At 67.7% G+C, this 20,457-nt stretch carries 21 protein-coding genes; 13 read left to right on the plus strand and 8 right to left on the minus strand.

The window, feature by feature from the left end; genetic code table 11:
• Positions 1–92 precede the first annotated feature (92 nt).
• The 3 genes from ABD255_RS13400 to zapE are packed head-to-tail and all read right to left on the minus strand — an operon-like array spanning position 93 to position 2,766.
• Positions 93–968 (minus strand): PPK2 family polyphosphate kinase, encoded by an 876-nt coding sequence (locus ABD255_RS13400; protein WP_344213485.1) that lies wholly within the window; start codon positions 966–968, stop codon positions 93–95.
• A 25-nt stretch (positions 969–993) separates the two neighbouring features.
• Complete coding sequence (locus tag ABD255_RS13405; RefSeq protein ID WP_344213487.1) at positions 994–1,656, minus strand: hypothetical protein; 663 nt, start codon at positions 1,654–1,656, stop codon at positions 994–996.
• A gap of 48 nt (positions 1,657–1,704) precedes the next feature.
• A complete protein-coding gene (gene zapE / locus ABD255_RS13410) occupies positions 1,705–2,766 on the minus strand; it encodes a cell division protein ZapE (RefSeq protein WP_344213489.1) in 1,062 nt (353 codons plus the stop codon).
• A 160-nt stretch (positions 2,767–2,926) separates the two neighbouring features.
• On the opposite strand from zapE, the gene ABD255_RS13415 reads away from it, so the two are divergent.
• From ABD255_RS13415 to ABD255_RS13440, 6 genes are all read left to right on the plus strand, one after another.
• Positions 2,927–4,261: an ABC transporter substrate-binding protein gene (locus tag ABD255_RS13415; protein ID WP_344213491.1), complete on the plus strand. Its 1,335-nt coding sequence runs from the start codon at positions 2,927–2,929 to the stop codon at positions 4,259–4,261.
• On the plus strand, positions 4,262–5,236 hold the full coding sequence (locus tag ABD255_RS13420; RefSeq protein WP_344213493.1) for a carbohydrate ABC transporter permease: 975 nt from the start codon (positions 4,262–4,264) through the stop codon (positions 5,234–5,236).
• Entirely contained in the window at positions 5,233–6,054 is an 822-nt protein-coding gene (locus ABD255_RS13425; protein WP_344213495.1) for a carbohydrate ABC transporter permease, read from the plus strand. The genes ABD255_RS13420 and ABD255_RS13425 overlap by 4 nt, the downstream gene beginning before the upstream one ends.
• A 27-nt stretch (positions 6,055–6,081) precedes the next feature.
• Positions 6,082–6,861 carry a VOC family protein gene (locus ABD255_RS13430; RefSeq protein ID WP_344213497.1) on the plus strand — a complete coding sequence of 260 codons (780 nt, stop codon included), beginning with the start codon at positions 6,082–6,084 and terminating at the stop codon, positions 6,859–6,861.
• 70 nt (positions 6,862–6,931) lie between these two features.
• A complete protein-coding gene (locus ABD255_RS13435; RefSeq protein WP_344213499.1) occupies positions 6,932–7,885 on the plus strand; it encodes an aldo/keto reductase in 954 nt (317 codons plus the stop codon).
• Positions 7,882–9,231, plus strand: coding sequence for a GH1 family beta-glucosidase (locus tag ABD255_RS13440; protein WP_344213501.1), 1,350 nt, complete (start codon positions 7,882–7,884; stop codon positions 9,229–9,231). The genes ABD255_RS13435 and ABD255_RS13440 overlap by 4 nt, the downstream gene beginning before the upstream one ends.
• A 62-nt stretch (positions 9,232–9,293) precedes the next feature.
• Here the strand turns inward: ABD255_RS13440 and ABD255_RS13445 are convergent, their stop codons facing one another.
• Positions 9,294–10,523, minus strand: coding sequence for an ROK family transcriptional regulator (locus tag ABD255_RS13445; protein WP_344213503.1), 1,230 nt, complete (start codon positions 10,521–10,523; stop codon positions 9,294–9,296).
• A 116-nt stretch (positions 10,524–10,639) separates the two neighbouring features.
• Between ABD255_RS13445 and ABD255_RS13450 the strand changes: the two genes are divergently transcribed.
• The 6 genes from ABD255_RS13450 to ABD255_RS13475 all read left to right on the plus strand — a co-directional run bounded on the left by ABD255_RS13450 (position 10,640) and on the right by ABD255_RS13475 (position 15,626).
• A complete protein-coding gene (locus ABD255_RS13450; protein WP_344213505.1) occupies positions 10,640–11,650 on the plus strand; it encodes a zinc-binding dehydrogenase in 1,011 nt (336 codons plus the stop codon).
• Between the two features lie 4 nt (positions 11,651–11,654).
• Positions 11,655–12,476: a MerR family transcriptional regulator gene (locus ABD255_RS13455; RefSeq protein WP_344213507.1), complete on the plus strand. Its 822-nt coding sequence runs from the start codon at positions 11,655–11,657 to the stop codon at positions 12,474–12,476.
• A gap of 489 nt (positions 12,477–12,965) precedes the next feature.
• Positions 12,966–13,940, plus strand: coding sequence for a LysR family transcriptional regulator (locus ABD255_RS13460; RefSeq protein ID WP_344213509.1), 975 nt, complete (start codon positions 12,966–12,968; stop codon positions 13,938–13,940).
• 60 nt (positions 13,941–14,000) lie between these two features.
• A complete protein-coding gene (locus ABD255_RS13465; protein ID WP_344213511.1) occupies positions 14,001–14,438 on the plus strand; it encodes a hypothetical protein in 438 nt (145 codons plus the stop codon).
• A 9-nt stretch (positions 14,439–14,447) separates the two neighbouring features.
• Positions 14,448–15,182 (plus strand): PIN domain-containing protein, encoded by a 735-nt coding sequence (locus ABD255_RS13470; RefSeq protein ID WP_344213513.1) that lies wholly within the window; start codon positions 14,448–14,450, stop codon positions 15,180–15,182.
• A 51-nt stretch (positions 15,183–15,233) separates the two neighbouring features.
• Complete coding sequence (locus ABD255_RS13475) at positions 15,234–15,626, plus strand: hypothetical protein (protein WP_344213515.1); 393 nt, start codon at positions 15,234–15,236, stop codon at positions 15,624–15,626.
• A gap of 2 nt (positions 15,627–15,628) precedes the next feature.
• On the opposite strand, the gene ABD255_RS13480 is transcribed toward ABD255_RS13475, so the two are convergent.
• Entirely contained in the window at positions 15,629–16,180 is a 552-nt protein-coding gene (locus tag ABD255_RS13480) for an FHA domain-containing protein (RefSeq protein ID WP_344213516.1), read from the minus strand.
• A 282-nt stretch (positions 16,181–16,462) separates the two neighbouring features.
• The gene (locus tag ABD255_RS13485) at positions 16,463–17,536 is read right to left on the minus strand and encodes an ATP-dependent DNA ligase (RefSeq protein ID WP_344213518.1); all 1,074 of its coding nucleotides are present in this window, start codon (positions 17,534–17,536) and stop codon (positions 16,463–16,465) included.
• Positions 17,537–17,565: 29 nt separating this feature from the next.
• On the opposite strand from ABD255_RS13485, the gene ABD255_RS13490 reads away from it, so the two are divergent.
• Positions 17,566–18,105: a hypothetical protein gene (locus ABD255_RS13490; protein ID WP_344213520.1), complete on the plus strand. Its 540-nt coding sequence runs from the start codon at positions 17,566–17,568 to the stop codon at positions 18,103–18,105.
• A 198-nt stretch (positions 18,106–18,303) separates the two neighbouring features.
• Here ABD255_RS13490 and ABD255_RS13495 read toward each other — a convergent pair whose 3' ends face one another.
• Together ABD255_RS13495 and ABD255_RS13500 are read right to left on the minus strand one after the other, a co-directional pair.
• Complete coding sequence (locus ABD255_RS13495; RefSeq protein ID WP_344213522.1) at positions 18,304–18,480, minus strand: hypothetical protein; 177 nt, start codon at positions 18,478–18,480, stop codon at positions 18,304–18,306.
• Positions 18,481–18,526: 46 nt separating this feature from the next.
• Complete coding sequence (locus tag ABD255_RS13500; protein ID WP_344213524.1) at positions 18,527–20,422, minus strand: ABC transporter ATP-binding protein; 1,896 nt, start codon at positions 20,420–20,422, stop codon at positions 18,527–18,529.
• Positions 20,423–20,457: the final 35 nt, after the last annotated feature.

Here is a 20,457-nt window from a genome sequence, read left to right on the forward strand (position 1 = left end):
CGTCGGCCGGGGCTTCGTGCTGTCTATGGCTCAGGCGACTGAGACTGCTGAGCCAGCTCAGGCAGCTCAGGCGGCTCAGGCGGCTCGGTGGCTCAGGTGGCGGCGAGGCGGCCCTTCTCGGCTGCTACGTCGAAGTCGGCCTCCGGCCACTCGGGGTTGAGGTCCTTCAGCGTTTCCAGGAGGAGCGTCGTGACGGCCCAGTTGCGGTACCACTTGCGGTCGCTGGGAATCACGTACCAGGGCGTCTTCTCGCCGTTGCACTTCTCCAGCGCGGCCTCGTACGCCTCGGTGTAGGCAGGCCAGAGCTCACGCTCGTCGACATCACCGGGGTTGTACTTCCAGTGCTTGGTCGCGTCGTCGAGTCTCGCCTCGAGACGGAGCTTCTGCTCCTCCGGCGAGATGTGCAGGAAGCACTTCACCACCGTGATGCCGCTCTCGGCCAACTCTTCCTCGAACTCGTTGATCTGCTCGTAGCGGCGATTCCAGACCGGCGGCGCGACCAGGTTGCGGACCCGGGCGATCAGTACGTCCTCGTAGTGCGAGCGGTCGAAGATCCCGATCAGGCCCGGCCCCGGCAGCGCCTGCCGGATCCGCCAGAGGAAGCCGCGGCGCCGCTCGGCCGGCGTCGGCGCCTTGAACGAGGTGATCCGCAGACCTTGGGGATCCATCAGCCCGGCGCCATGCCGGATGACGCCGCCCTTGCCGGACGTGTCCATCCCCTGCAGGACCAGCAGAACCCTGCGGTTGCCGCCCTTGCGCCCCTCGGCGAACAGCCGTTCCTGCCAGTCGGAGACCTCTGGCTCGAGCGCTTCGAGGGCGATCTTGCCCTCCTCCTTGGTGCCGTTGAACCCTGGCGTCGCGCGGCTGTCCCAGGCCTTCAGGTCCACCGGACCCGACGGCACCCGCAACGCGTCCAGCAACCTGGTGGCGCCGCCCTGATCCACCCCGGAACTCTTCTTCTTCGCCATCCGCTCATCCTGCCTCATGTTCGCGTCAGACCGGATCATTCACCGCGCGTGCTGCCTTCCGGCGGCGCCACAGCACCAGTTCGATCACGAGCACCAGGAGCAGGCAGACCGGTACCGCGATCACGCCCCAGACCAGGCCGGCCAGCGCCGCGAAGCAGTCACCGTCGTAGCCGGCGCAGTCGTCCTCGTGATGGGCGATGCCGGCCATGGCGACCACGTACGCCGTGAGCAGGGTGGCGCCCAGGTAGGCGACAGCGCGCACCATCCACCGGCCGGCACCGGGCGTGCCCTTCGGTCCGGCCTCCTGTGTCCGCGCGGGTTGGAGCGCAGTCGCGATCAAGGTCAGCGCGATCAGTCCGAGCACCACCTGCAGGTAGACGAGTTCGCCCTCGCCCGCCTCCCAGACGAACCGGAAGTCGAGGTTCGTCGCCACCTGCCACACCAGAATCACGTCCAGCACCACAAGGGCCGCGGCGAGCAACAGTCGAGCCGTGCGGTCCTGCCAGGCGACCACGACGCCGGCGACCCCGAGCGCGGCCGCGGCGTACCCCAGGGGGAGGATCCACTGCTCACTCCCGCGTCCCTCGGCATAGCTGAAGTAGACGAAGTTCCCAGCGCCCAGCAGGCCCAGCCCCGCGGCGAACAGCGCGAGGGACCCGACTACCGTCCGATGCTCTTGGATGGACATGGAGTCAGCGAACCACGTCCAAACGCCGGTCCGCGTGAGTAGGACCACTCAGTTCGGCTGTGTCGCTCCTTCGCGGGCCAGCGCGATCAGGCGGGAGACGGCGCGCAGGTACTTCTTCCGGTAGCCGCCCTTCAGCATCTCCGGGGAGAACATCTGATCGAGCGGTACGCCGCTCGCCACGAGCGGGATGTTCCGGTCGTACATCCGGTCAGCGAGCACCACCAGCCGGAGCGCGACGTTCTCGTCGGTGAGCAGCCGGATGTCCTGGATGCCCACGGTCTCCACCCCGTCGAGCAGAGCGCCGTACTTGCTCGGGTGCAGCTCGGCGAGTTGCCGATAGAGGTCGACGAAGTGGTCGCAGGAGGCTCCGGCACGCTCGGCTGCCACCTGCTCGACCTGCTCGTCGGTCCACGGCTCAGGAGCTACTGGGAGCCCTCGATGCCGGTAGTCGGGCCCATCGATCCGGCGTACGTCGAAGTTCGACGCGAGGCCCTGGATCTCGCGGAGGAAGTCCGTCGCCTGGAACCTGCCCTCGCCGAGCTTGTCCGGCAGCGTGTTCGAGGTCGCCGCGAGCTGTACGCCGGCTTCGACGAGTTGCCCGAGCAGTCGCGAGATCAGCACGGTGTCGCCGGGATCGTCCAGTTCGAACTCGTCGATACAGATCAACCGGTACTCCGACAGCGCCGCGACGGCCGGCCGCATCCCCAGAGCGCCGACCAGGTTCGTCAACTCCACGAACGTGCAGTACATCTTCGGCCCGGCCGAGACATGCCACAACGAAGCCAGCAGGTGCGTCTTCCCGACCCCGAAGCCGCCGTCGAGGTAGATCCCCGCCTTCTCCAGTTCAGGCCGCGACCTGGAACCACGCGACCTGGAACCACGCGACTTGGAACCCCTGAGCCTGGACCACAGCGTGGGCTCCTTGCGCGGTTCGGCGAGAACCTCCGCCCGGTCGCCGAGCACACCCAGGATCTCCGCCTGGCTCGGCTCGTCCGGGTTGGGCCGATAGTTGCCGAACCGTACGTCGGCGAACCGCGGCGGCGGCACGCACTCGGACAACAGCCGATCCGGACTCACCTCCGGCCGGCGCTCGCTCAGACGAATCGGCACCCCCACACCCTACGAGCCGACGCACCCCTTCAGGGCCAAGGGATGGGACAGCGGTTGGAAACAGCCGGGAAACAACGCCGTGACCTTGACCGCTTTCTTACTTTCAGTTAGGAAGTTGGTATCGGGGTCCACAGCCGGCTGGAATGACCGAGGAGTCAGCATGGGTGATCGGCAAGTCCCAACCCTGTCCACCACACCGTTTCGACGGCGCAGTCTGCTGAAGGGAGCGCTCGGCGGCGCGGCCGCCCTCGGGCTCGGCCCGGCCCTCGCGGGCTGCGGCGGCAGCGACAGCGGGGGCGGCACCACCAGCGGTGGCAAGGCCGTCGTCCGGATGTGGTCCTGGTACGGCGACCAGGAGGATCAGTTCCCGAAACTGATCGAGAAGTTCGAGGCGGCGCACAGCAACATCAAGATCGAGAACCGGATCTTCGGCACCCCCGACCAGTACCTGCCGGCGCTGCAGGCGGCGGTCGCGGGCGGCGACGTGCCGGAGATCTTCGCGCCGCACACGCGAGCGCTCACCTACGGCACCGGCGGTGTCTCGGCCGACCTGAAGAAGGATCTCGGCGACGACTTCCTGAAGGACTTCTTCGACTCGGCCAACCAGGAGTACACGCTGGACGGCAAGCAGTACGCGGTCGGCTGGATGGCGCAGACCTTCGGCCTGTTCTACAACCCGGACCTGCTGAAGCAGGCCGGCGTCGGCGAGGACGAGATCGAGACCTGGGACGACCTGATCGCGGCCGCCGCCAAGATCCGGGCGATCGGCAAGCACCCGGTGGCGCTCAGCTGCAACCCGACGACCAGTTCGCTGGACTTCTTCCTGCCGCTGGTTACCCAGGTCGCCGACGACCCGACCTTCTACCTCAAGCTGGACCAACTCAAGGACGGTCTGACCTATGAGGACCAGACCGTGGTCCAGGCGCTCGAGCTGAACCAGAAGATCGTCAAGGGCGGCGTCTTCCAGCCGGGCACCACCGGCACCAGCGGCGACCAGGTCCCGCAGATCTTCTACACCGAGAAGTCCGCGATGCTGTTCAACGGCTCGTGGACGCCGCAGGGCCTGTCCAAGGACGCTCCCCCGGCGTTCGCGAAGAAGTACAAGGTGATGAAGACGCCGGCCATCGCGGCGGGCAAGCGGCACTGGTGCGCGAACCAGGCCGGCGCCGGCTGGGCGGTCTCGGAGACGAGCAAGAACAAGGACGCCGCGCTGGAGTTCCTCAAGTTCCTGTACTCCGCCGACCAGTACTCCCCCACCATGAACGACTCGAACTCGATGCCGGCCACCAAGAGCGCCGCCGGCCGGATCGAACTGCCGGTGATGAAGCAGATGACGTCCTGGCTGCTCGACGGCGACGGCTGCCCGCACATCCCGTTCGGGGCCGGCTCGGTCGCGGCCGGCGATCCGCTGTCGAAGATCTTCGACGGCACCGGCCGGCCCGCCGCCGTCGCGAAGGAGATGCAGCAGGCCGTGCTGAACGCGAAGGGCGGCTAAATGGCGACCACTCTGACCGCACGTCCCAGCGCGCCCGGGCCGGCGACCCGCAGTACGGGGTCGGGAAGGAACCGGTTCGGGTCGCCGCTGCGGAAGTCGCAGCGGGTGGCGGGCTACCTGTTCGTACTGCCGACCTTCGTGCTGTTCCTCGGGTTCGTCCTGTGGCCGATCGTCTACACCGCGTACCTGAGCCTGACCTCGTGGGGCGGCTTCGGCAGTCCGCGGTTCGTGGCCCTCGACAACTACACCCGGATGCTCGGCGACCCGGTGGCCCGCCGGGCGATGATCGTGACGCTGGTCTACACCGCCGTCACGACCGTGGTGCTGACCTTCCTCGGCCTGCTCACCGCCGTCCTGGTGAACGCGGTCTGGAAACATGTCGGCGTCGTGGTGCGGACGATCCTGTTCATTCCCGGCATCGTCTCGTTCGTCGTCTCCGGCGTGCTCTGGAAGTTGATCTACGACCCGAACATCGGCACGCTCAACCAGGTGCTCGGCTCGATCGGGCTCGAGTCGCTGCAGCATCCGTGGCTGGCCGACCAGCGGACGGTGTTGCCGGCGATCATCGTGGTGAGCATCTGGGGCGGGCTCGGTTTCACCATGCTGATCTTCTTCGCCGGTGTCCAGGGCATCGACCCGAGCCTGTACGAGGCCGCTGAGGTGGACGGCGCGAGCAAGACCCAGCAGTTCTGGAACGTGACCGTGCCGAGCCTGCGGGTGGTCACCGGCCTGGTGGTCAGTCTCGGCCTGCTGAACGGGTTCAAGGCCTTCGACATCATCTTCGTGATGACCGGCGGCGGGCCCAACCACGGCAGCGAAGTACTGGGGACCTATCTGTACTCGCTGGCCTTCGGCTCGACGTCCGGGTCGATCCCGCAACTCGGCTACGCGAGCGCGTTCAGTGTCGTGACGATGGTGCTCTGCACGATCGCGGTGATCGCCCAACTGTGGCTGACCAGGAGGGCGGATCGATGAGGTTCCCGCTGGGCAAGAGCTTCGCCACCTTCGTGCTGCTGCCGTTCTGCGTCCTGATGGCGTTCCCGTTCGTCTGGATGCTGCTCACGTCGCTGCGGGAGGCGAACACGATCTTCGGCGGGTCGTTCTTCCCGGACACGTTCACCCTCGCCGGCTACCGCACCGCGTGGACGTCGATCCAGTTCCCGCTGCACTTCTGGAACAGCGTCTGGATCACCTCGGTGACGGTGATCGGCGTACTGATCTTCGCCACCCTCAGCGGCTACGCGTTCGCGAAACTCGACTTCCCGTTCCGCAACACGCTCTTCGTGCTGCTGCTGACCACGCTGATGATGCCGTCGACGGCGCTGATCATCCCGCTCTATCTGCAGCTCAAGGCGTTCGGGTTGCTCGACACCCAGGTGGGGCTGCTGGTCCTGTACATCTCGGGGTCGGCGCCGTTCGCGATGTTCCTGATGCGGGCGTTCTTCCAGACCCTGCCCGACGAGCTGATCGAGGCCGCCCGGGTCGACGGCGGCAGCGAGTTCACCATCTTCCGCCGCGTCATCCTGCCGCTCACCCGGCCGGGGATCGCGACCGTGGTGATCTTCCAGTTCCTGCAGACCTGGAACGAGTTCCTGATCGCGAACACCGTCCTGCGTACCACCGACTCGTTGCCGCTGCAGCCCGTTCTCTTCAGCCTGATGGGCCAGTACTCCACCGACTGGCCGGCGCTGACCGCCGGCCTCACCCTGTCCGTCATCCCGGTCGTCGTGGTCTACGTCCGGATGCAGCGGCAGTTCGTCGCCGGGATGATGCTCGGCGCCGTCAAGAGCTGACCTTTCCCCCTCGAAGAAGGAGCATCAATGCCGATCACCAACGTCGTCGTCAACTGCACCGATGTGCAGCGCTCGGTCGAGTACTACGCCAAGTTCCTCGAGGTCGAGCTGATCGGCGAGGCCACGGCCGAACGCGCCGTGCTGGACGCGGTGACGGCGACGATCGAACTGCGCGCGGTCGAGGCCGGGCGCGAGCAGAGCACCTGGGTGGGCGACGACCTGCAGAAGGGGTTCCGGCACCTCGGCTTCAAGGTCGACCGGCTGGACGAGCGGGCCGAGGTACTGAAGGCCGCCGGCGTCGAGTTCAAGCTCGACCCGCTCGATGCCGAGGGCAAGGTCCGGATCTGCTTCTTCTACGACCCCGACGGCACCCTGCTGGAGATGATCCAGGGTGACCTGCAGTACGCCGAGATGCTCGACGCCGAGGGGGTCGCGCGAGAGCGCGCTCTCGGAGTACCGCCGCGGCCGCGGTTCGACCATGTCGCCGTCACCGTCGAGGACCGGGCCGCCACCGACGCGTACTACCGGGACAACTTCGGCTTCTCCTTCATCGGCACCATCGAGCAGCCGCACGACCCGCGCGGCTTCCGTATCGGCTATCTCAAGTCCGGCGACACCGTGCTCGAAGTGTTCACCTACGAGCACGAGAAGAGCTCCCGCGCCCCGCAACTCGACGTCGCCGGCTTCGCGTACGCCGAACTCGCCGGTGACCCGCCGCCGGACCTGACCGAGGCGACCGCCCCCGACGGGACGACCGTGTACGTCGACCCGGACGGCTTCGCCTTCTCGGTCGGACCTACCGTATGAGCGCCGCAGCGCCGCGGCAGCAAGCCGATCATCAGGCTGTTCACGGAGCAGCTCATCACAAGGGGGGCGCATGACGAGTCCTTCTACCGACGACTGGCTCCGGCCGCTGGGTTCCACCGGGCTGACCGTGTCCGCGGTCTGCGCGGGAGGAGCGCTGCTCGCCGGGATGCCGGAGGTCTTCGGCTACGACGTCAGCCGCGAAGAGGCGGTCGCGGTGGTCCGGCAGGTGCTGGACAGCCCGCTGCGCTGGATCGACACGTCGAACGGGTACGGCGACGGCGAGAGCGAGCTCCGGATCGGGCAGGCGCTCGCCGAGCACGGCGGCCTGCCGGACGACTTCCTGGTCGCGACGAAGGTGGATGCTGACGGCAAGGACTACTCCGGTGCGCGGGTCCGGGCCAGTGTTGCCGAGAGCAAGCAGCGGCTCGGCCTCGACCAGTTGCCCCTGGTCTACCTGCACGATCCCGAGTTCCACGACTTCGACTCGATGCGGGACGCCGTCGACACGTTGATGCGACTGCGCGACGAGGGTGAGATCGGGCATGTCGGCCTGGCCGGCGGCAACACCGCCGAGCTGTCCCGGTACCTGGACCTCGGCGGCTTCGAGGTCGTCCTGGTGCACAACCGCTGGAGCCTGGTCGACCACAGCGCCGGTGCCCTGATCGAGAGAGCGGTCTCCGAGGGGATCGCGGTGGTGAACGCCGCGATCTACGGCGGCGGCATCCTGGCGAACCCGTCCGGCGGCCTGGCCAAGTACGGCTACCGGGAAGCGCCGGCCGCCCTGCTCGAAGCCGTCGCGGCGATGGACAAGGCGTGCCGCGACCACGGCATCGACCTGGTCACCGCCGCGCTGCAGCACTCGGTGAACGACCCACGGATCAGCGCGACGGTGATCGGCTTCAGCAAGCCCGCCCGGGTGGACCAACTGGTCGCCTCGCTGGAGACCGAGATCCCGGCCGAACTCCTGGACCGGCTGGCCGAACTGATGCCCGACCCGCGGTACTGGCTGGAGGAACCACGATGACGAACTTCCCCGACGGATTCGTCTGGGGCGCGGCGACAGCGTCGTACCAGGTCGAGGGAGCGGTCTCCGAGGACGGCCGCGGGCCGAGCATCTGGGACACCTTCGCCCATACGCCGGGCCGGATCGCGGACGGCTCGACCGGCGATGTCGCGGACGACCACTACCACCGGTACGCCGAGGACATCAGGCTGCTCGCCTCGCTCGGGCTCACGGCGTACCGCTTCTCCATCGCCTGGCCGCGGGTGATCCCGACGGGTGACGGAGCCACCAATCCCGCCGGGCTCGACTTCTACCGCCGCTTGGCCGAGACGTGCCTGGAGCATGGCGTCACGCCGTACGCGACGCTCTATCACTGGGATCTGCCGCAGCCGCTGGAGGACGCCGGCGGGTGGCTCGTGCGCGACACCGCCGAGCGGTTCCGGGACTATGCGGCGATCACGCACGCCGCGCTGTCGGACGTGATCAAGAACTGGATGACGCTGAACGAGCCGTGGTGTTCGGCGTTCCTGGGGTATGGGAACGCCGAACACGCACCGGGACGGACCGAGGGTGCTTCCGCGCTGAAAGCCGTTCATCACCTGCTGCTCGGGCACGGGCTGGCGCTTCGGGCTCTGCGCTCACCGGAGACGTCGATCGGGATCGCGCTGAACCCGGCACCCGTGTACGCCGCGTCGTCGTCCGAGGCGGATCGCGATGCCGCGCGGCGGGCAGACGGGCTGCGGAACCGGTTGTTCCTCGATCCGCTGCTGCTCGGGAAGTATCCGTCGGACGTGCTCGAGGACACCGGGATGACGGACTGGTTCGCGCAGTACGACGCGGATCTGCCGGTGATCTCGACACCGATGGACTTCCTCGGGGTGAACTACTACTGCCCGCAGACGGTCGCCGCGCCGGACGGTCCGATCACGGATCCCGGCAAGCCCAGCACGCTGCCGGGAAGCGAGAACCTCGTTGCCGTCGACACCGGTCTCGAACGCACCCAGATGGGCTGGCCGATCCAGCCCAGCAGCCTCGGCGATGTCCTGCGGATGGTCAACGACCTCGCTCCCGACCTGCCCCTCTACGTCACGGAGAATGGCGCCGCCTATCCGGATGAGGTGACCGCGGACGGCCAGATCGAGGACACCGAACGCCGGAGCTACCTCGAACAACACATCAACGTCTGCCAGCAGGTGATTTCCGGCGGTCTACCGCTGAAGGGCTACTTCGCCTGGACCTTGATGGACAACTTCGAATGGTCCTTCGGCTACAGCCGCCGCTTCGGCCTGGTCCACGTCGACTACCAGACCCAAGCCAGAACCATCAAACACAGCGGCCACTGGCTCCGCGACTACCTCACCACCTGACCCGCGGGAGGGTCGGGAACACCGCAGGTGTGGTGGGGGTCGGCTGTCAGCCCCGGCGCGAGCTATCCGCTCAGGGCGCGGTTGGAGGTTTGGTGAGGGGTTAGCTGGCTGTGGAGGACTAGGGAGGCGGCACCGAGGGCAGCGGCGCTGGGGCCCAGTTTGGAGAGTTCTACGCGGGTGGGGTGCATGGCGCGGACGAACGACAGGCGGTTGATCTCGGTGGTGGCGACGCGGGCGTAGATCTCGCCCGCCTCGCTGAAACCGGGCCCGGCGAGAATGATCTGGTCGAGGTCCAGCAGGTTCGTGATCGACAGCAGCGCCTTCGCCAGGTACGTCGCCGACTCCTCGATCAACGCCAGGCACCGAGGATCTCCGGAAGCCGCCAGCCGCGCGAGCTTGGCGAAGTCCGAGCGGATCGCGGAGCGCCTCCCCCGCAGCCCCAGGTCGCTCACCAACGACACGTCCTGCTCGGCCAGTTCGACCACCCGCGCCGGCGCGGCCAGGCTCTCCAAACAGCCGCGGCCACCGCACCAGCAGTCCGGCCCGTTCACGTCCAGGATCATGTGGCCGATCTCTCCGACGTTCGAGGACGAGCCGCGGTACACATCGCCGTTCGTGACCAGGCCCAGCCCGAACCCGGCCGCCATGTACACCGTGGCGAAGTCGTTGGCCGACGGGATCCGACCGGCCCAGAACTCGCCGATCGCCGCGCAGGTCGAGTCGTTCTCCACCACGATCGGGTGGTCGATCGCCGCGCTCAACGTGTCCCGGACCGCGAACGGCTCCCACGCGTACTTCGCCCGGTTCGCCCGCAGCAAGCGGTCTCCCCCGCCCTGCCGGCCGGCCAGCGCGACCCCCACGCCGACCAGCGTGGCAGGCTCGATCCCGGTCTTGACGATCAGATCCTCGAGCTCAGCCGTCAGCCGCTTCACCACGGTCCCCGGGGTGTCCCGCCCGATCCCCTTGGACGACAGTTGCTCGATCACGCGGCCGTTCATGTCGGTGACCACGTACGTCGTACTCGGCGTGTCGATGGAGATCCCGACGGCGTGCCTGGCGCGGGGGTTGAACTGCAGCAGGGTGGCGCGTTTACCCCCGGTGGGGTCGCCCAGGCCGGTCTCGATGATCAGCCCGTCGGCCAGCAACTGCTTGACCACCCGGGAGATCGAGGCACCGGTCAGACCCGAGCGGTCGGCCAGGTCCACGCGTGTCACCACGCCGCTGGAGCGGATCAGGTCCAGGATGGCACTGTGTGTCTCCTGAGCGGTCGCACCCTTGAGGATCTTCGCCACGGTCATTCCCTCCCGGTGCGCACTTTAGTACACAACGTAAGAAAGTGGGGATAGTTGACCTCGAGTTCTGTTGAGGTCCTAGCGTGGCGAGACCAATGGAGACGCCAGGAGGTCTGATGTACGCCGTACGGCTGCACGAGTTCGGTCCGGCTGAGAATCTCGTCTATGAGGAGGTCCCGGACCCAGTTCCGAGCGCCGGACAGGTCCGAATCAGCGTGGAGGCGGCCGGCGTGCACCTGCTGGACACCGCGCTGCGGGCCGGGACGGCAGGTGGCGGGCCGGTCGCACCGCCGGAGCTTCCGACCATCCCAGGCCGGGAGGTGGCAGGCACCGTCGACGCCGTCGGACCAGAGGTCGACGAGACCTGGATCGGCAAGCGGGTGGTCGTGCACCTAGGCCCTGTACCCGGCGGGTACGCCGAACTGGCCGTGGCGAACGTAAAGTCCCTTTACGTGATCCCCGACCACCTGGATGGCGCGACCGCCGTAGCCACTATCGGTACCGGCAGAACCGCCGCCGGCGTACTGGAGCAGGCCGCGCTCGGCAAGGACGACGTAGTACTGATCACGGCCGCCGCGGGAGGCATGGGCAGCCTCTTCGTGCAGGCGGCCCGCAACGTCGGGGCGGTCGTGGTCGGAGTCGCCGGAGGGCCTGAGAAGGTCCAGCAGGTGCGGGACCTCGGCGCGCAGTACGCGGTGGACTACAAGGCGACGGACTGGCCGGAGCAGGTCAAGGAACAGCTCGACGGGCGGGACGTGACCGTAGTACTCGATGGAGTGGGCGGGGAGAACGGGCAACGCGCGTTCGAGTTGCTGGGCATCGGTGGCAGGCTGCTGATGTTCGGCTGGTCGGGCGGCGGTCCTGTGCAGTTGACCACCCAGGACCTGATGAACCGCGGCCTCAGCGCGACCTGGGCGATCGGCCCGAAGCTGATGCGCAGACTCCGTGAACTGGAAGCCACGGCGCTCCGGGAGTCGATCGAAGGCCGCTGGACTCCCCTGCTGACTCGGTTTCCCCTCTCGAAGGCCCCCGACGCCCACCGCGCCCTCGAGCACCGCGAAACGGTCGGCAAGGTCGTCCTGCTCCCCCCGGAGTTGACCTTCACACCGTGTCAAGGCCCACCGTAGAGCCATGTTCACCATCGGAGACTTCGCCGCCTTCGGCCGGGTGTCGGCACGGATGCTGCGGCACTACGACGCGATCGGGTTGCTACGGCCGGCCGTCATCGACAGCACCAGCGGCTACCGGTACTACCGCGCCGACCAACTGAAGCGGCTCAACCGGATCATCGCGCTCAAGGATCTGGGCTTCACCCTGCAGCAGGTCCAGGACATCGTCGACGCCAAGATCGGCCCGGAGGAGCTGCGCGGCATGCTCCGCCTCCGCCGGGCCGAGCTCGAGGCGCGGCTGGCCGATGACGCGCTGCGGCTGGACGCCGTCGAGGCGCGGCTCCGAATCATCGAGAGGGAGGGTCACATGTCAACGGACGACGTCGTCCTGAAGTCGGTCCCGGCGATCCGGGTCGCCGAGCTGTCCGCCACCGCCGCCAGCTATGAGGGGGTGGACATCGGTCCGGTCATCCAGCCCCTGTACGCGCAGGTCTGGGAGCGGATCAACGCCGCCGGGGTGAAACCGGCCGGGCCGCCGGTTGCCTACTACGAGAAGGCCGAGGGCGACGCGGTCGTCGTACACGCCGCTGTCACCGTCGACGCGGCCGAGCAGGGCGGCGCCGACTACCAGGTGCTCGATCTGCCGGAGCTTCGGACGGCCGCCACTATCGTCCACCAGGGCTCCATGGACCAAGCGGACCAGAGTATGCAGCTGCTGGCCCGCTGGATCGATGACGGCGGCTACCGCAGCGTCGGCTACGCCCGCGAGGTCTGCCTCGCCTTCGACCCGGACAACCCGGACAACTGGGTGCACGAGTTCCAGATCGAGGTCACCCGACCCTGAACCTTCGTGAAGTTCAGATAGGCCTTGATCTTCGAGCGTTCGGTGCTGGGCGACGTACTGCAGGCCCCACGGCGTACTGATGTCCTGCTGGCGGATGAACTGGTCGCCTGGGCCGGCCAGCACTTCGGCGGCACGGCCCTGGACCAAGCGGTCGGCTGTCCGCACCGCGGCGGCCCTCGGATCGACCGGTGGATCGGCTTTGGCTTCGGTTGCCGGCACCTCCATGGCGACCACCGCTGTGGCGGCGACCGTCAGCACGCAACCGACTGCGACAGTGCGCAGGGCTGTGCTCTTCACGGGCTACTTCCTCACTGAAGGAGGCGAAACCCCCGCCACCGGCCGGGGGGCTGCGGCCGACCGGCGGATGGCGGGGGCGAGGAAGTCTGGGTCCGCTGGGCAGGTGGATGAACTCCAGTCGTCCTCTGTTCGAAGAGATTGACACCTGCGAGTTATGGCTGTGATATCCCAGCAGGGCATAACCTCACCGCTATGGAGCTGGAATTACGCCATTTGCGGGTGGTCTGCCGCCTCGCGGACACCGGCAGCGTCTCCAAGGCCGCCGCCGCTCTGGGCGTCTCGCAGCCCTCCCTCACGGCCCAGCTCCACCGGATCGAGGACGCCATCGGCGGCTCGCTGTTCGACCGAGGCCCGTACGGCGTGGTGGCCACTCCCCTGGGCAAGCACGTACTGGGCCGGGCGCGGGCGATGCTCGCGGATATGGACGACCTGGTGGGCTCCAGCCGCCGCTATACGACCCCGTCCGCAGTACTGCGGCTGGGGTCGGTCCGCACGGTGATGTTCGGCGGGTGGTTATCCCGCTTGGAGGAACTCCTGCCGGGGCGGGAGATCACGACGCAGGTGGACCCGTCGTGCGCAGTACTGACTGAGTTGCTGGCGGCCGGCGTGGTCGACGTGGTGATGCTCGGCCGCTGCGACGACGCCCACTCCCCACCCTGCCCGCCGGGCATTCGCGAGCAGACGATGGTCTACCCCGAGCCCTTCGCCGTCGCCCTCCCCATCGACCACCGGCTGGCCGGCGAGTCCTCGGTGAACCTCGCCGACCTGGCCGACGACATCTGGATCTGCCCACCCGCGGGCAAGGAAGACGGCGACCTCGCCTTCCTCCGCGACGCGTGCGAGGCGGTCGGCTTCACCCCTGAGTTCCGCTACGCCAACCTCGACACCGCGGAGATCGAACAACTGATCGGCGCCGGCCGCGGTATCAGCCTGTGTGCCCCCACGGTCCGCGAGATCCCCGGCACCGTCGTCCTCCCCCTGACCGGCCAACCCCTCCTCTGGCGCCGAGCCCTCCGCTGGCGCGCCGACCACACACCTCAAGAAGAAATCAACCTGATCCACCAAGCCTTCATAGACACCTACGCCACCACCATCACCGCCCACGCCGCCCCGCGCCCCTGGTGGCCCACCAACCCAGCCGCCCACCCCAAGATCCTCCAGCCCTGACCCGCCGGGCCTGTGGACGACGCCCGGCGATGGGCTGGTCCTCACTCTAGAATTCCAGCCATGGACGTTCTGCCGAGTCAGTCCGAGGTCTTCCTGCTCGCCGACCAAGACCGCCGGCTGACACCGGACGGCCCCGCGCTGGTGGGGCCTGACGGCGTACGGCGGGAGATTCCTGTGGGGGTCTACGAAGCGATGCAGTTCGTCGAAGCAGCCATGCTCAAGGGCTTCGCCGTCCAGGTCACCGCCTTGCGACACGAGCTACCCATCGACGAAGCAGCCGGCGCGATCGGCATGTCCCGCCGCGACCTACGCGCCTACGCCGCCGAAGGCGCGATCCCGTTCCGCTCCACAGAGCACACCGACTGGGTGCAACTCGAGCACGTGCTCGCCTTCAGCCAGCGCTTGAAGGCCCAGCGCCGCAGCGCCCTCGACGAGATGCTCAACGAATCGATCTACGACGACGATGACGACTTTCAGACCGGCGAGCAGGATCGGTAGGGCCCGCGCATGCCGGAGCCGGAGCGCCAAGCCTTCCTCGATGCGAATGTGCTTCGGGGGCACCTGCAGACAGACATCCTCCTCACGCTGGCGGACAAGGGCGCGTTCGAGCCTCGCTGGTCGGCCGAAGTCTTGGACGAGGTGCGTCGTAACCGGCCACCGAAGCTGTCCGAGCAAGCGATCGACCGCCGACTCGATCAGATGAACAGAGCTTTCCCGCAGGCCATGGTCAGCGGTTACGAGCACCTCATGCCTGCGATGCAGGCCGATGCCAAGGACAAGCATGTCCTCGCGGCCGCGGTGCATTCGCAGTCAACCGTGCTGGTGACGGAGAACGTGAAGGACTTCGACCCGCCGAGCAGCGGTCCGCACGCGATGCAGGTCGAGAAGACCTCCGCATTCCTCAACCGTCTCCTCAGCGACAACCCCGAGCGGACGGTCGCCGCGATGAACGAGATGATCAGCCGCACCGACCGCGAGCCGAACTCGCTCGCGGCGCTGGTCGACAAGATGGCCAAACAGAACGACTTGAAGGGCTTCGCACAGAGCTTCAACGCGGCGCTGCCGCCGGACCAGCGCAGTACCAGCCTGCAGCAGACCGGCGGCAAGGCGGAGAAGTCTGCGACGTCCGCCGCTTTCGACGGAGTAGCCCCGGCCGGCGGAGCCACTGAAGCACCTGCAGCAACACCCGAAGCGCGCAAAGCCCCACAGGGCGCCGAGAAGGGCACCGACAAGGAACTCTAAGCCTGTGGACAACGGCCAGCGAGAGACGGACGTCGCTCGTAGACTTCGCGGATGGACGTGATGCCTAGCAGGCCTGAGGTCTTTCTTCTCACCGGTGGAGCGGCTGCGGAGCGCTCCACGGTGGACCGCGGGGGCAGGCAGCTGTCAGTGTCTGCCGAGCTGTTCGAGGTGCTTGAGTTTGTGCAGGCGGCGGCCGAGCGTGGGCTCGCGGTGCAGGTGACGGCACTGAGACAAGAACTGCCGGTGGACGAGGCAGCTGACGCCGTCGAGATGGGACGGGACGAACTCCGGCTGTACATCGGGCAAGGGCGCATTCCGTCGCGCTCCAGCCAGTACGTCGACTGGGTGCGACTGTCCGACGTACTCGAGCTCAGTCGCAAGGTGGATGCCGAGCGAAAGCAGGCGCTGTCCGAGCTCGCGAACGAGTTGAGGTTGGACGAGTAGGACTAGCGGGTGTCTGACCAGGTTAGGCGGTATGAGGTTGAGCCGAAGCGGACGTGGTCGCCGGCTCGGACTTGGGTGGGGGTGGTGATGCGGAGGCCGTTGAGGTAGGTGCCGTTCATGGAGCCCAGGTCGCGGAGGAGCCAGCCGTCTTCTGTGGGGCGGAGTTCGGCGTGGAAGCGGGAGACGGAGATGTCGGCCATGCGCAGGGTGGCGCCTGGGCCGCGGCCGATGCGGACCGTCGGGGAGCCGGGCGGTGGGAGGGTCAGGCCGGGGAGCCGGAGCGCGGGGTTCGCGGAGCGTGGGGTGAGGGTGATGCGCGGGATGTGGGCGACCAGGCGGTGGAGCAGTTGGACCAGGCGCGGTTCTTCGCGGGGTAGGTCGTTCGTGGCGTCGGCTAGTTCTCGGCGGCTTTGAGCGCGGAGGACGAAGTTCATCCGGCGGATGAAGGTGTCATGCGACAGCCGGCCCGAGCCGGCGCCGTCGCGCAGGATCGCCAGCGCTCGATCCCGTTCGGCATCCGACGGGCGCCCTAACTCCAGCCTCGCCGATGTCATACCGAGATTGTCCGTGGACCCCCGGTCACTGTCCAGCACGGTCAGTCGTCAGTCCCCCGTACTACGCAGGTTCGCGTGGAAGCCGATCGCCACGTTGCACAGTCCGACGGCCTGTCGCCGGCCAAGGTGACAGGCGTCTGGACACAACCCGCCCTCGGCATCCTCCGATCGGCCACCGATGGCACCGGCCCGGGTCACACCTGCGAGCTTGCCCGCGTGCTCGGCCATAGACCGGCGGTCAGTTGACCAACCTCGCCAGCCGACGACTACGCAGTACGGGCATCAGGGTTTGGCGGTGAGCACGTCGGCCAGGTCGAACTTCACCGGCTCCTCGAGCTGTTCGTACGTGCACGACTCCGGCGTCCGATCCTCGCGCCACCGGACGAACTGAGCGGTATGCCGGAAGCGGACGCCCTCCATGTGGTCGTACTTCACCTCGACCACCCGCGCAGGCCGCAGCGGCACGAAACTCAAGTCCTTCCCCGCCTGCCACCGGCTGCCCTCGGCGTTGCGCGGCGTCCGGTTGCCTTCCTCCTGCTTGGCCCAGGCCCACGGATGGTCGTCGAAATCCGTGACCAGTTCCTGCATCTCCTCGAAGAGTTCCTCGCGTCGCGCCATCGGGAACGCGCCGATCACGCCGACGCTGGCGAGCACACCCTCGGCGTTGTAGAGGCCGAGCAGCAACGACCCGACCCGGTTCTCGCCGCTCTTGTGCACGCGGTAGCCGGCGACCACGCAGTCCGCGGTCCGCTCGTGCTTGATCTTGAACATGGTCCGCTTGTCCGGCTCGTACATCCCGTCGAGCGGCTTCGCGATCACCCCGTCCAGCCCGGCGCCCTCGAACTGGTGGAACCACTCGGTCGCGACGGCCTTGTCGGTCGTCGTCCGGGTCAGGTGGATCGGCGCCGCGGACTTCTCCAGCGCCTGCTCGAGCGCGACCCGCCGCTCGGCGAACGGGCGCTCGGTGTAGTCCGTGTCGCCCAGCGCCAGCAGGTCGAACGCCACGAAACGTGCCGGGACGGTCTCGGAGAGCATCTTGACCCGGGAAGCGGCCGGGTGGATCCGCTGCTGCAGCATCTCGAAGTCCAGCCGGTCGCCGGTTGAGCCGACCAGCACGATCTCGCCGTCGATCACACAGCGCTCGGGCAGGTTCGCCTTGATCGCCTCGACCAGTTCCGGGAAGTACCGCGTCATCGGCTTCTCGTTGCGGCTGCCGATCTCCACGTCGTCGCCGTCGCGGAAGATGATGGAGCGGAAACCGTCCCACTTCGGCTCGAAGCTGACGTTCCCGTCCGGGATCTGCTTGATCGGTTTCGCCAGCATCGGCTTGACCGGCGGCATCACGGGTAGCTGCATGCCGCCATTCTGCCCGTCGCGGAGGCATGATGGAGGCATACCGACTGGTAGAAACCGGAGGTACCGAGATGTACGACGTCGTACTGCTCGTGGAGCAGGAACTGACCGAACCCGACGCCAAGCGTGTCGTCGAACTGCACCAGGACATGCCTGAGCCGGTGAAGTACCACGTGCTCGTCCCGTGTCACAACGCCGAGGCCGGCGTGGAGGCGTCCATCAGCGCGCTGGGTACCGCGGACCTCTACGGACCAGGTCTCGTCGACCAGCGCGAGGAACTCGCCGAGGCGCAGAAGGCGATCGACAGCGAGGCGAGGGACTGCACCGGTCGGAGTGTTCAGCGGCTGCGCGATCTCGGTCAGCAGGCCGAGGGCGGGATCTCGCACGACCGGCCGATCGACGCGCTGACGGCGACGGTCGAGAAGGTCGGCGGGCAGGAGGTCATCATCTTGACCAGGCCGCACATCGTTGCCGAGTTCTTCCACCTCGACTGGACCAACTCGGCTCGCCGGCACCTCGGTGTGCCGGTTCTTCATCTACTCGAACACGAGGAACAGAAGACGAGGAAGTAACTCCCGTACTCCGTGGGCGCGTGGCTGGTCTCGCGCTCACGGAGCCCAAATCTGCCCCTGAGCACGCGAGCAAGCTCGCAGGAGTTGTCAGGTTGCTTGCTCACAGCCCCGCACCGCTGAGCAGGCCGGCCCACCCCGTCCCCAGCTCGCGGCTCAGCGGCGCAGGAGCCGCGGCTCGAGCGGGCCTCGGCCAGAGACTCAGTTGAGTAGTAGGACCGCGTAGGTGACTCCGCCGGCTAAGGCGGCGAAGAGTAGGGAGAGGCTGGCTCTCAAGGAGTGTTCGCCTACTTTGCCGTAGTGGCGGCCGTCTTCTGAGTTGTAGGCGAGCTTGTAGCCGGTGTAGCCGGCGCCTACCACCAGGGCGAGCTTGAGCATCGCGCCCTCCCCTCACGTCAGGACAAAACGCTACCCGGTCGGGCGGTTAGACGCCTGCGGCTGTGCCGGACTCGGCGAACTGGGTGTGGTACAGGTCGGCGTACTCGCCGTCCAGTGCGAGCAGTTCCTCGTGCGTGCCGCGTTCGACGATGTTGCCGTGGTCAACCACCAGGATCTGGTCGGCGTTCCGCACGGTCGACAGGCGGTGCGCGATCACCAGCGACGTCCGTCCTTCCAGCGCGGTGTCGAGCGCCAACTGGACCGCGACCTCCGACTCCGAGTCCAGATGAGCCGTCGCCTCGTCCAGTACGACGATGCGCGGCGCCTTCAGCAGCAGCCGGGCGATCGCGAGACGCTGGCGCTCACCACCGGACAGCCGGTGACCGCGATCCCCCACGACCGTGTCCAGCCCGTCCGGCAAGGACGACACCAACTCCCACACCTGCGCGGAGCGGAGCGCGTCCGCCATCTCCTCGTCCGTCGCGTCAGGCTTCGCATACGCGAGATTCGCCCGGATCGTGTCGTGGAACATGTGCGCGTCCTGGGTGACGTAACCGATCGCGTCGTGCAGCGACCGCAACGTCACGTCCCGGACGTCCTCACCACCGATGCGGACCGCACCGCCGGTCACGTCGTACAGCCGGGCCACCAGGTTGGTGATGGTGGTCTTGCCGGCCCCCGAAGGCCCGACCAGGGCAACCATCTGCCCGGCCTCGACGTTGAAGCTGACGTCGTCGAGCACCTGCGACGACACCCGCTTGTCGAGCACCGCGACGGACTCCAGGCTGGCCAGCGAGACCTGCTCCGCGGTCGGGTAGGCGAATGACACGTGGTCGAACGACACCGTCGACGCGCCGGCCGGCAGATCCCGGGCCTCGTCGGCGTCCTTGATCATCGGCTCCAGGTCGAGCACCTCGAAGACCCGCTCGAACGACACCAGCGCGGTCATCACGTCGACCCGCACGTTGGACAGCGCCGTCAGCGGGCCGTAGAGCCGACCGAGTAACGCGACCAGCGCGAGGAGCGTGCCGATCGTCAGGGTCTCGCGGACCGCGAGGTTGCCGCCGACGCCGTACACCAGGGCGGTCGCGAGCGCCGCGACCAGCGTCAGCGCGGTGAAGAACACCCGGCCGAGCATCGCGATCCGGATGCCCAGGTCGCGGACCCGGCCCGACCGCTCGCCGAACTCCCGGTTCTCGATCTCCGGGCGGCCGAACAGCGTCACCAGCAGGGCGCCGCCGACGCTGAACCGCTCGGTCATCGCCGTCGACATGTCCGCGTTCAGCTGCATCTGCTCCCGGGTCATCGCCGCCAGCCGGCGGCCGAGATAGCGCGCGGGGAGCAGGAAGACCGGCAGCAGCAGGATCGCGACGACCGTCAACTGCCAGCTCAGCAGCAGCATCGCGCCGACCACGAGGATCAGGCTGATGACGTTGGAGACGACGCCGGACAGCGTCGAGGTGAAGGCCTGCTGGGCGCCGATGACGTCGGTGTTCAGCCGGGAGACCAGCGCTCCGGTCTGGGTGCGGGTGAAGAAGGCGACCGGCATCTGCTGCACGTGCGCGAACACCTTGGTCCGCAGGTCGTAGATCAGGCCCTCACCGATGCGCGCGGAGAACCAGCGCTGCCACAGGCCGAGCCCGGCCTCGACGATCGCGAGCAGCGCGACCAACAGGGCCAGCGACGTCACCAGCCCCGCGTTGCCCTTGCTGATGCCGTCGTCGACGATCTTCTTGAACAGCAGCGGTGAGGCGATCACCAGGAACGCCGAGATCACCACCAGCACCAGGAACCCGGTGATCTGCCACCGGAACGGCTTGGCGAACCGCAGGATGCGCTTGAGCGTGCCCTTGGCCAGCTTGCGATCAACCACCGACGCGTCCTGCCGCCGCCAGCTCATCGCGCTGCCGCCGCCACCGCCCATTCGCATTCCTGAAGACATCCGGTCCCCTCCCCGCAATCCACTCGTCAACCTTG

Source organism: Kribbella sancticallisti (genome assembly GCF_039530625.1).
Lineage (GTDB): Bacteria > Actinomycetota > Actinomycetes > Propionibacteriales > Kribbellaceae > Kribbella > Kribbella sancticallisti.

What these genes read in the sequence shown, in the direction of transcription:
- ABD255_RS13400 (WP_344213485.1), bottom strand. Translation starts at nt 968, where the DNA reads ATGGCGAAGAAGAAGAGTTCCGGGGTGGATCAGGGCGGCGCCACCAGG.
- ABD255_RS13405 (WP_344213487.1), bottom strand. Translation starts at nt 1,656, where the DNA reads ATGTCCATCCAAGAGCATCGGACGGTAGTCGGGTCCCTCGCGCTGTTC.
- ABD255_RS13415 (WP_344213491.1), top strand. Translation starts at nt 2,927, where the DNA reads ATGGGTGATCGGCAAGTCCCAACCCTGTCCACCACACCGTTTCGACGG.
- ABD255_RS13420 (WP_344213493.1), top strand. Translation starts at nt 4,262, where the DNA reads ATGGCGACCACTCTGACCGCACGTCCCAGCGCGCCCGGGCCGGCGACC.
- ABD255_RS13425 (WP_344213495.1), top strand. Translation starts at nt 5,233, where the DNA reads ATGAGGTTCCCGCTGGGCAAGAGCTTCGCCACCTTCGTGCTGCTGCCG.
- ABD255_RS13430 (WP_344213497.1), top strand. Translation starts at nt 6,082, where the DNA reads ATGCCGATCACCAACGTCGTCGTCAACTGCACCGATGTGCAGCGCTCG.
- ABD255_RS13435 (WP_344213499.1), top strand. Translation starts at nt 6,932, where the DNA reads ATGACGAGTCCTTCTACCGACGACTGGCTCCGGCCGCTGGGTTCCACC.
- ABD255_RS13440 (WP_344213501.1), top strand. Translation starts at nt 7,882, where the DNA reads ATGACGAACTTCCCCGACGGATTCGTCTGGGGCGCGGCGACAGCGTCG.
- ABD255_RS13450 (WP_344213505.1), top strand. Translation starts at nt 10,640, where the DNA reads ATGTACGCCGTACGGCTGCACGAGTTCGGTCCGGCTGAGAATCTCGTC.
- ABD255_RS13455 (WP_344213507.1), top strand. Translation starts at nt 11,655, where the DNA reads ATGTTCACCATCGGAGACTTCGCCGCCTTCGGCCGGGTGTCGGCACGG.
- ABD255_RS13460 (WP_344213509.1), top strand. Translation starts at nt 12,966, where the DNA reads ATGGAGCTGGAATTACGCCATTTGCGGGTGGTCTGCCGCCTCGCGGAC.
- ABD255_RS13465 (WP_344213511.1), top strand. Translation starts at nt 14,001, where the DNA reads ATGGACGTTCTGCCGAGTCAGTCCGAGGTCTTCCTGCTCGCCGACCAA.
- ABD255_RS13470 (WP_344213513.1), top strand. Translation starts at nt 14,448, where the DNA reads ATGCCGGAGCCGGAGCGCCAAGCCTTCCTCGATGCGAATGTGCTTCGG.
- ABD255_RS13475 (WP_344213515.1), top strand. Translation starts at nt 15,234, where the DNA reads ATGGACGTGATGCCTAGCAGGCCTGAGGTCTTTCTTCTCACCGGTGGA.
- ABD255_RS13480 (WP_344213516.1), bottom strand. Translation starts at nt 16,180, where the DNA reads ATGACATCGGCGAGGCTGGAGTTAGGGCGCCCGTCGGATGCCGAACGG.
- ABD255_RS13485 (WP_344213518.1), bottom strand. Translation starts at nt 17,536, where the DNA reads ATGCAGCTACCCGTGATGCCGCCGGTCAAGCCGATGCTGGCGAAACCG.
- ABD255_RS13490 (WP_344213520.1), top strand. Translation starts at nt 17,566, where the DNA reads ATGGAGGCATACCGACTGGTAGAAACCGGAGGTACCGAGATGTACGAC.
- ABD255_RS13495 (WP_344213522.1), bottom strand. Translation starts at nt 18,480, where the DNA reads ATGCTCAAGCTCGCCCTGGTGGTAGGCGCCGGCTACACCGGCTACAAG.
- ABD255_RS13500 (WP_344213524.1), bottom strand. Translation starts at nt 20,422, where the DNA reads ATGTCTTCAGGAATGCGAATGGGCGGTGGCGGCGGCAGCGCGATGAGC.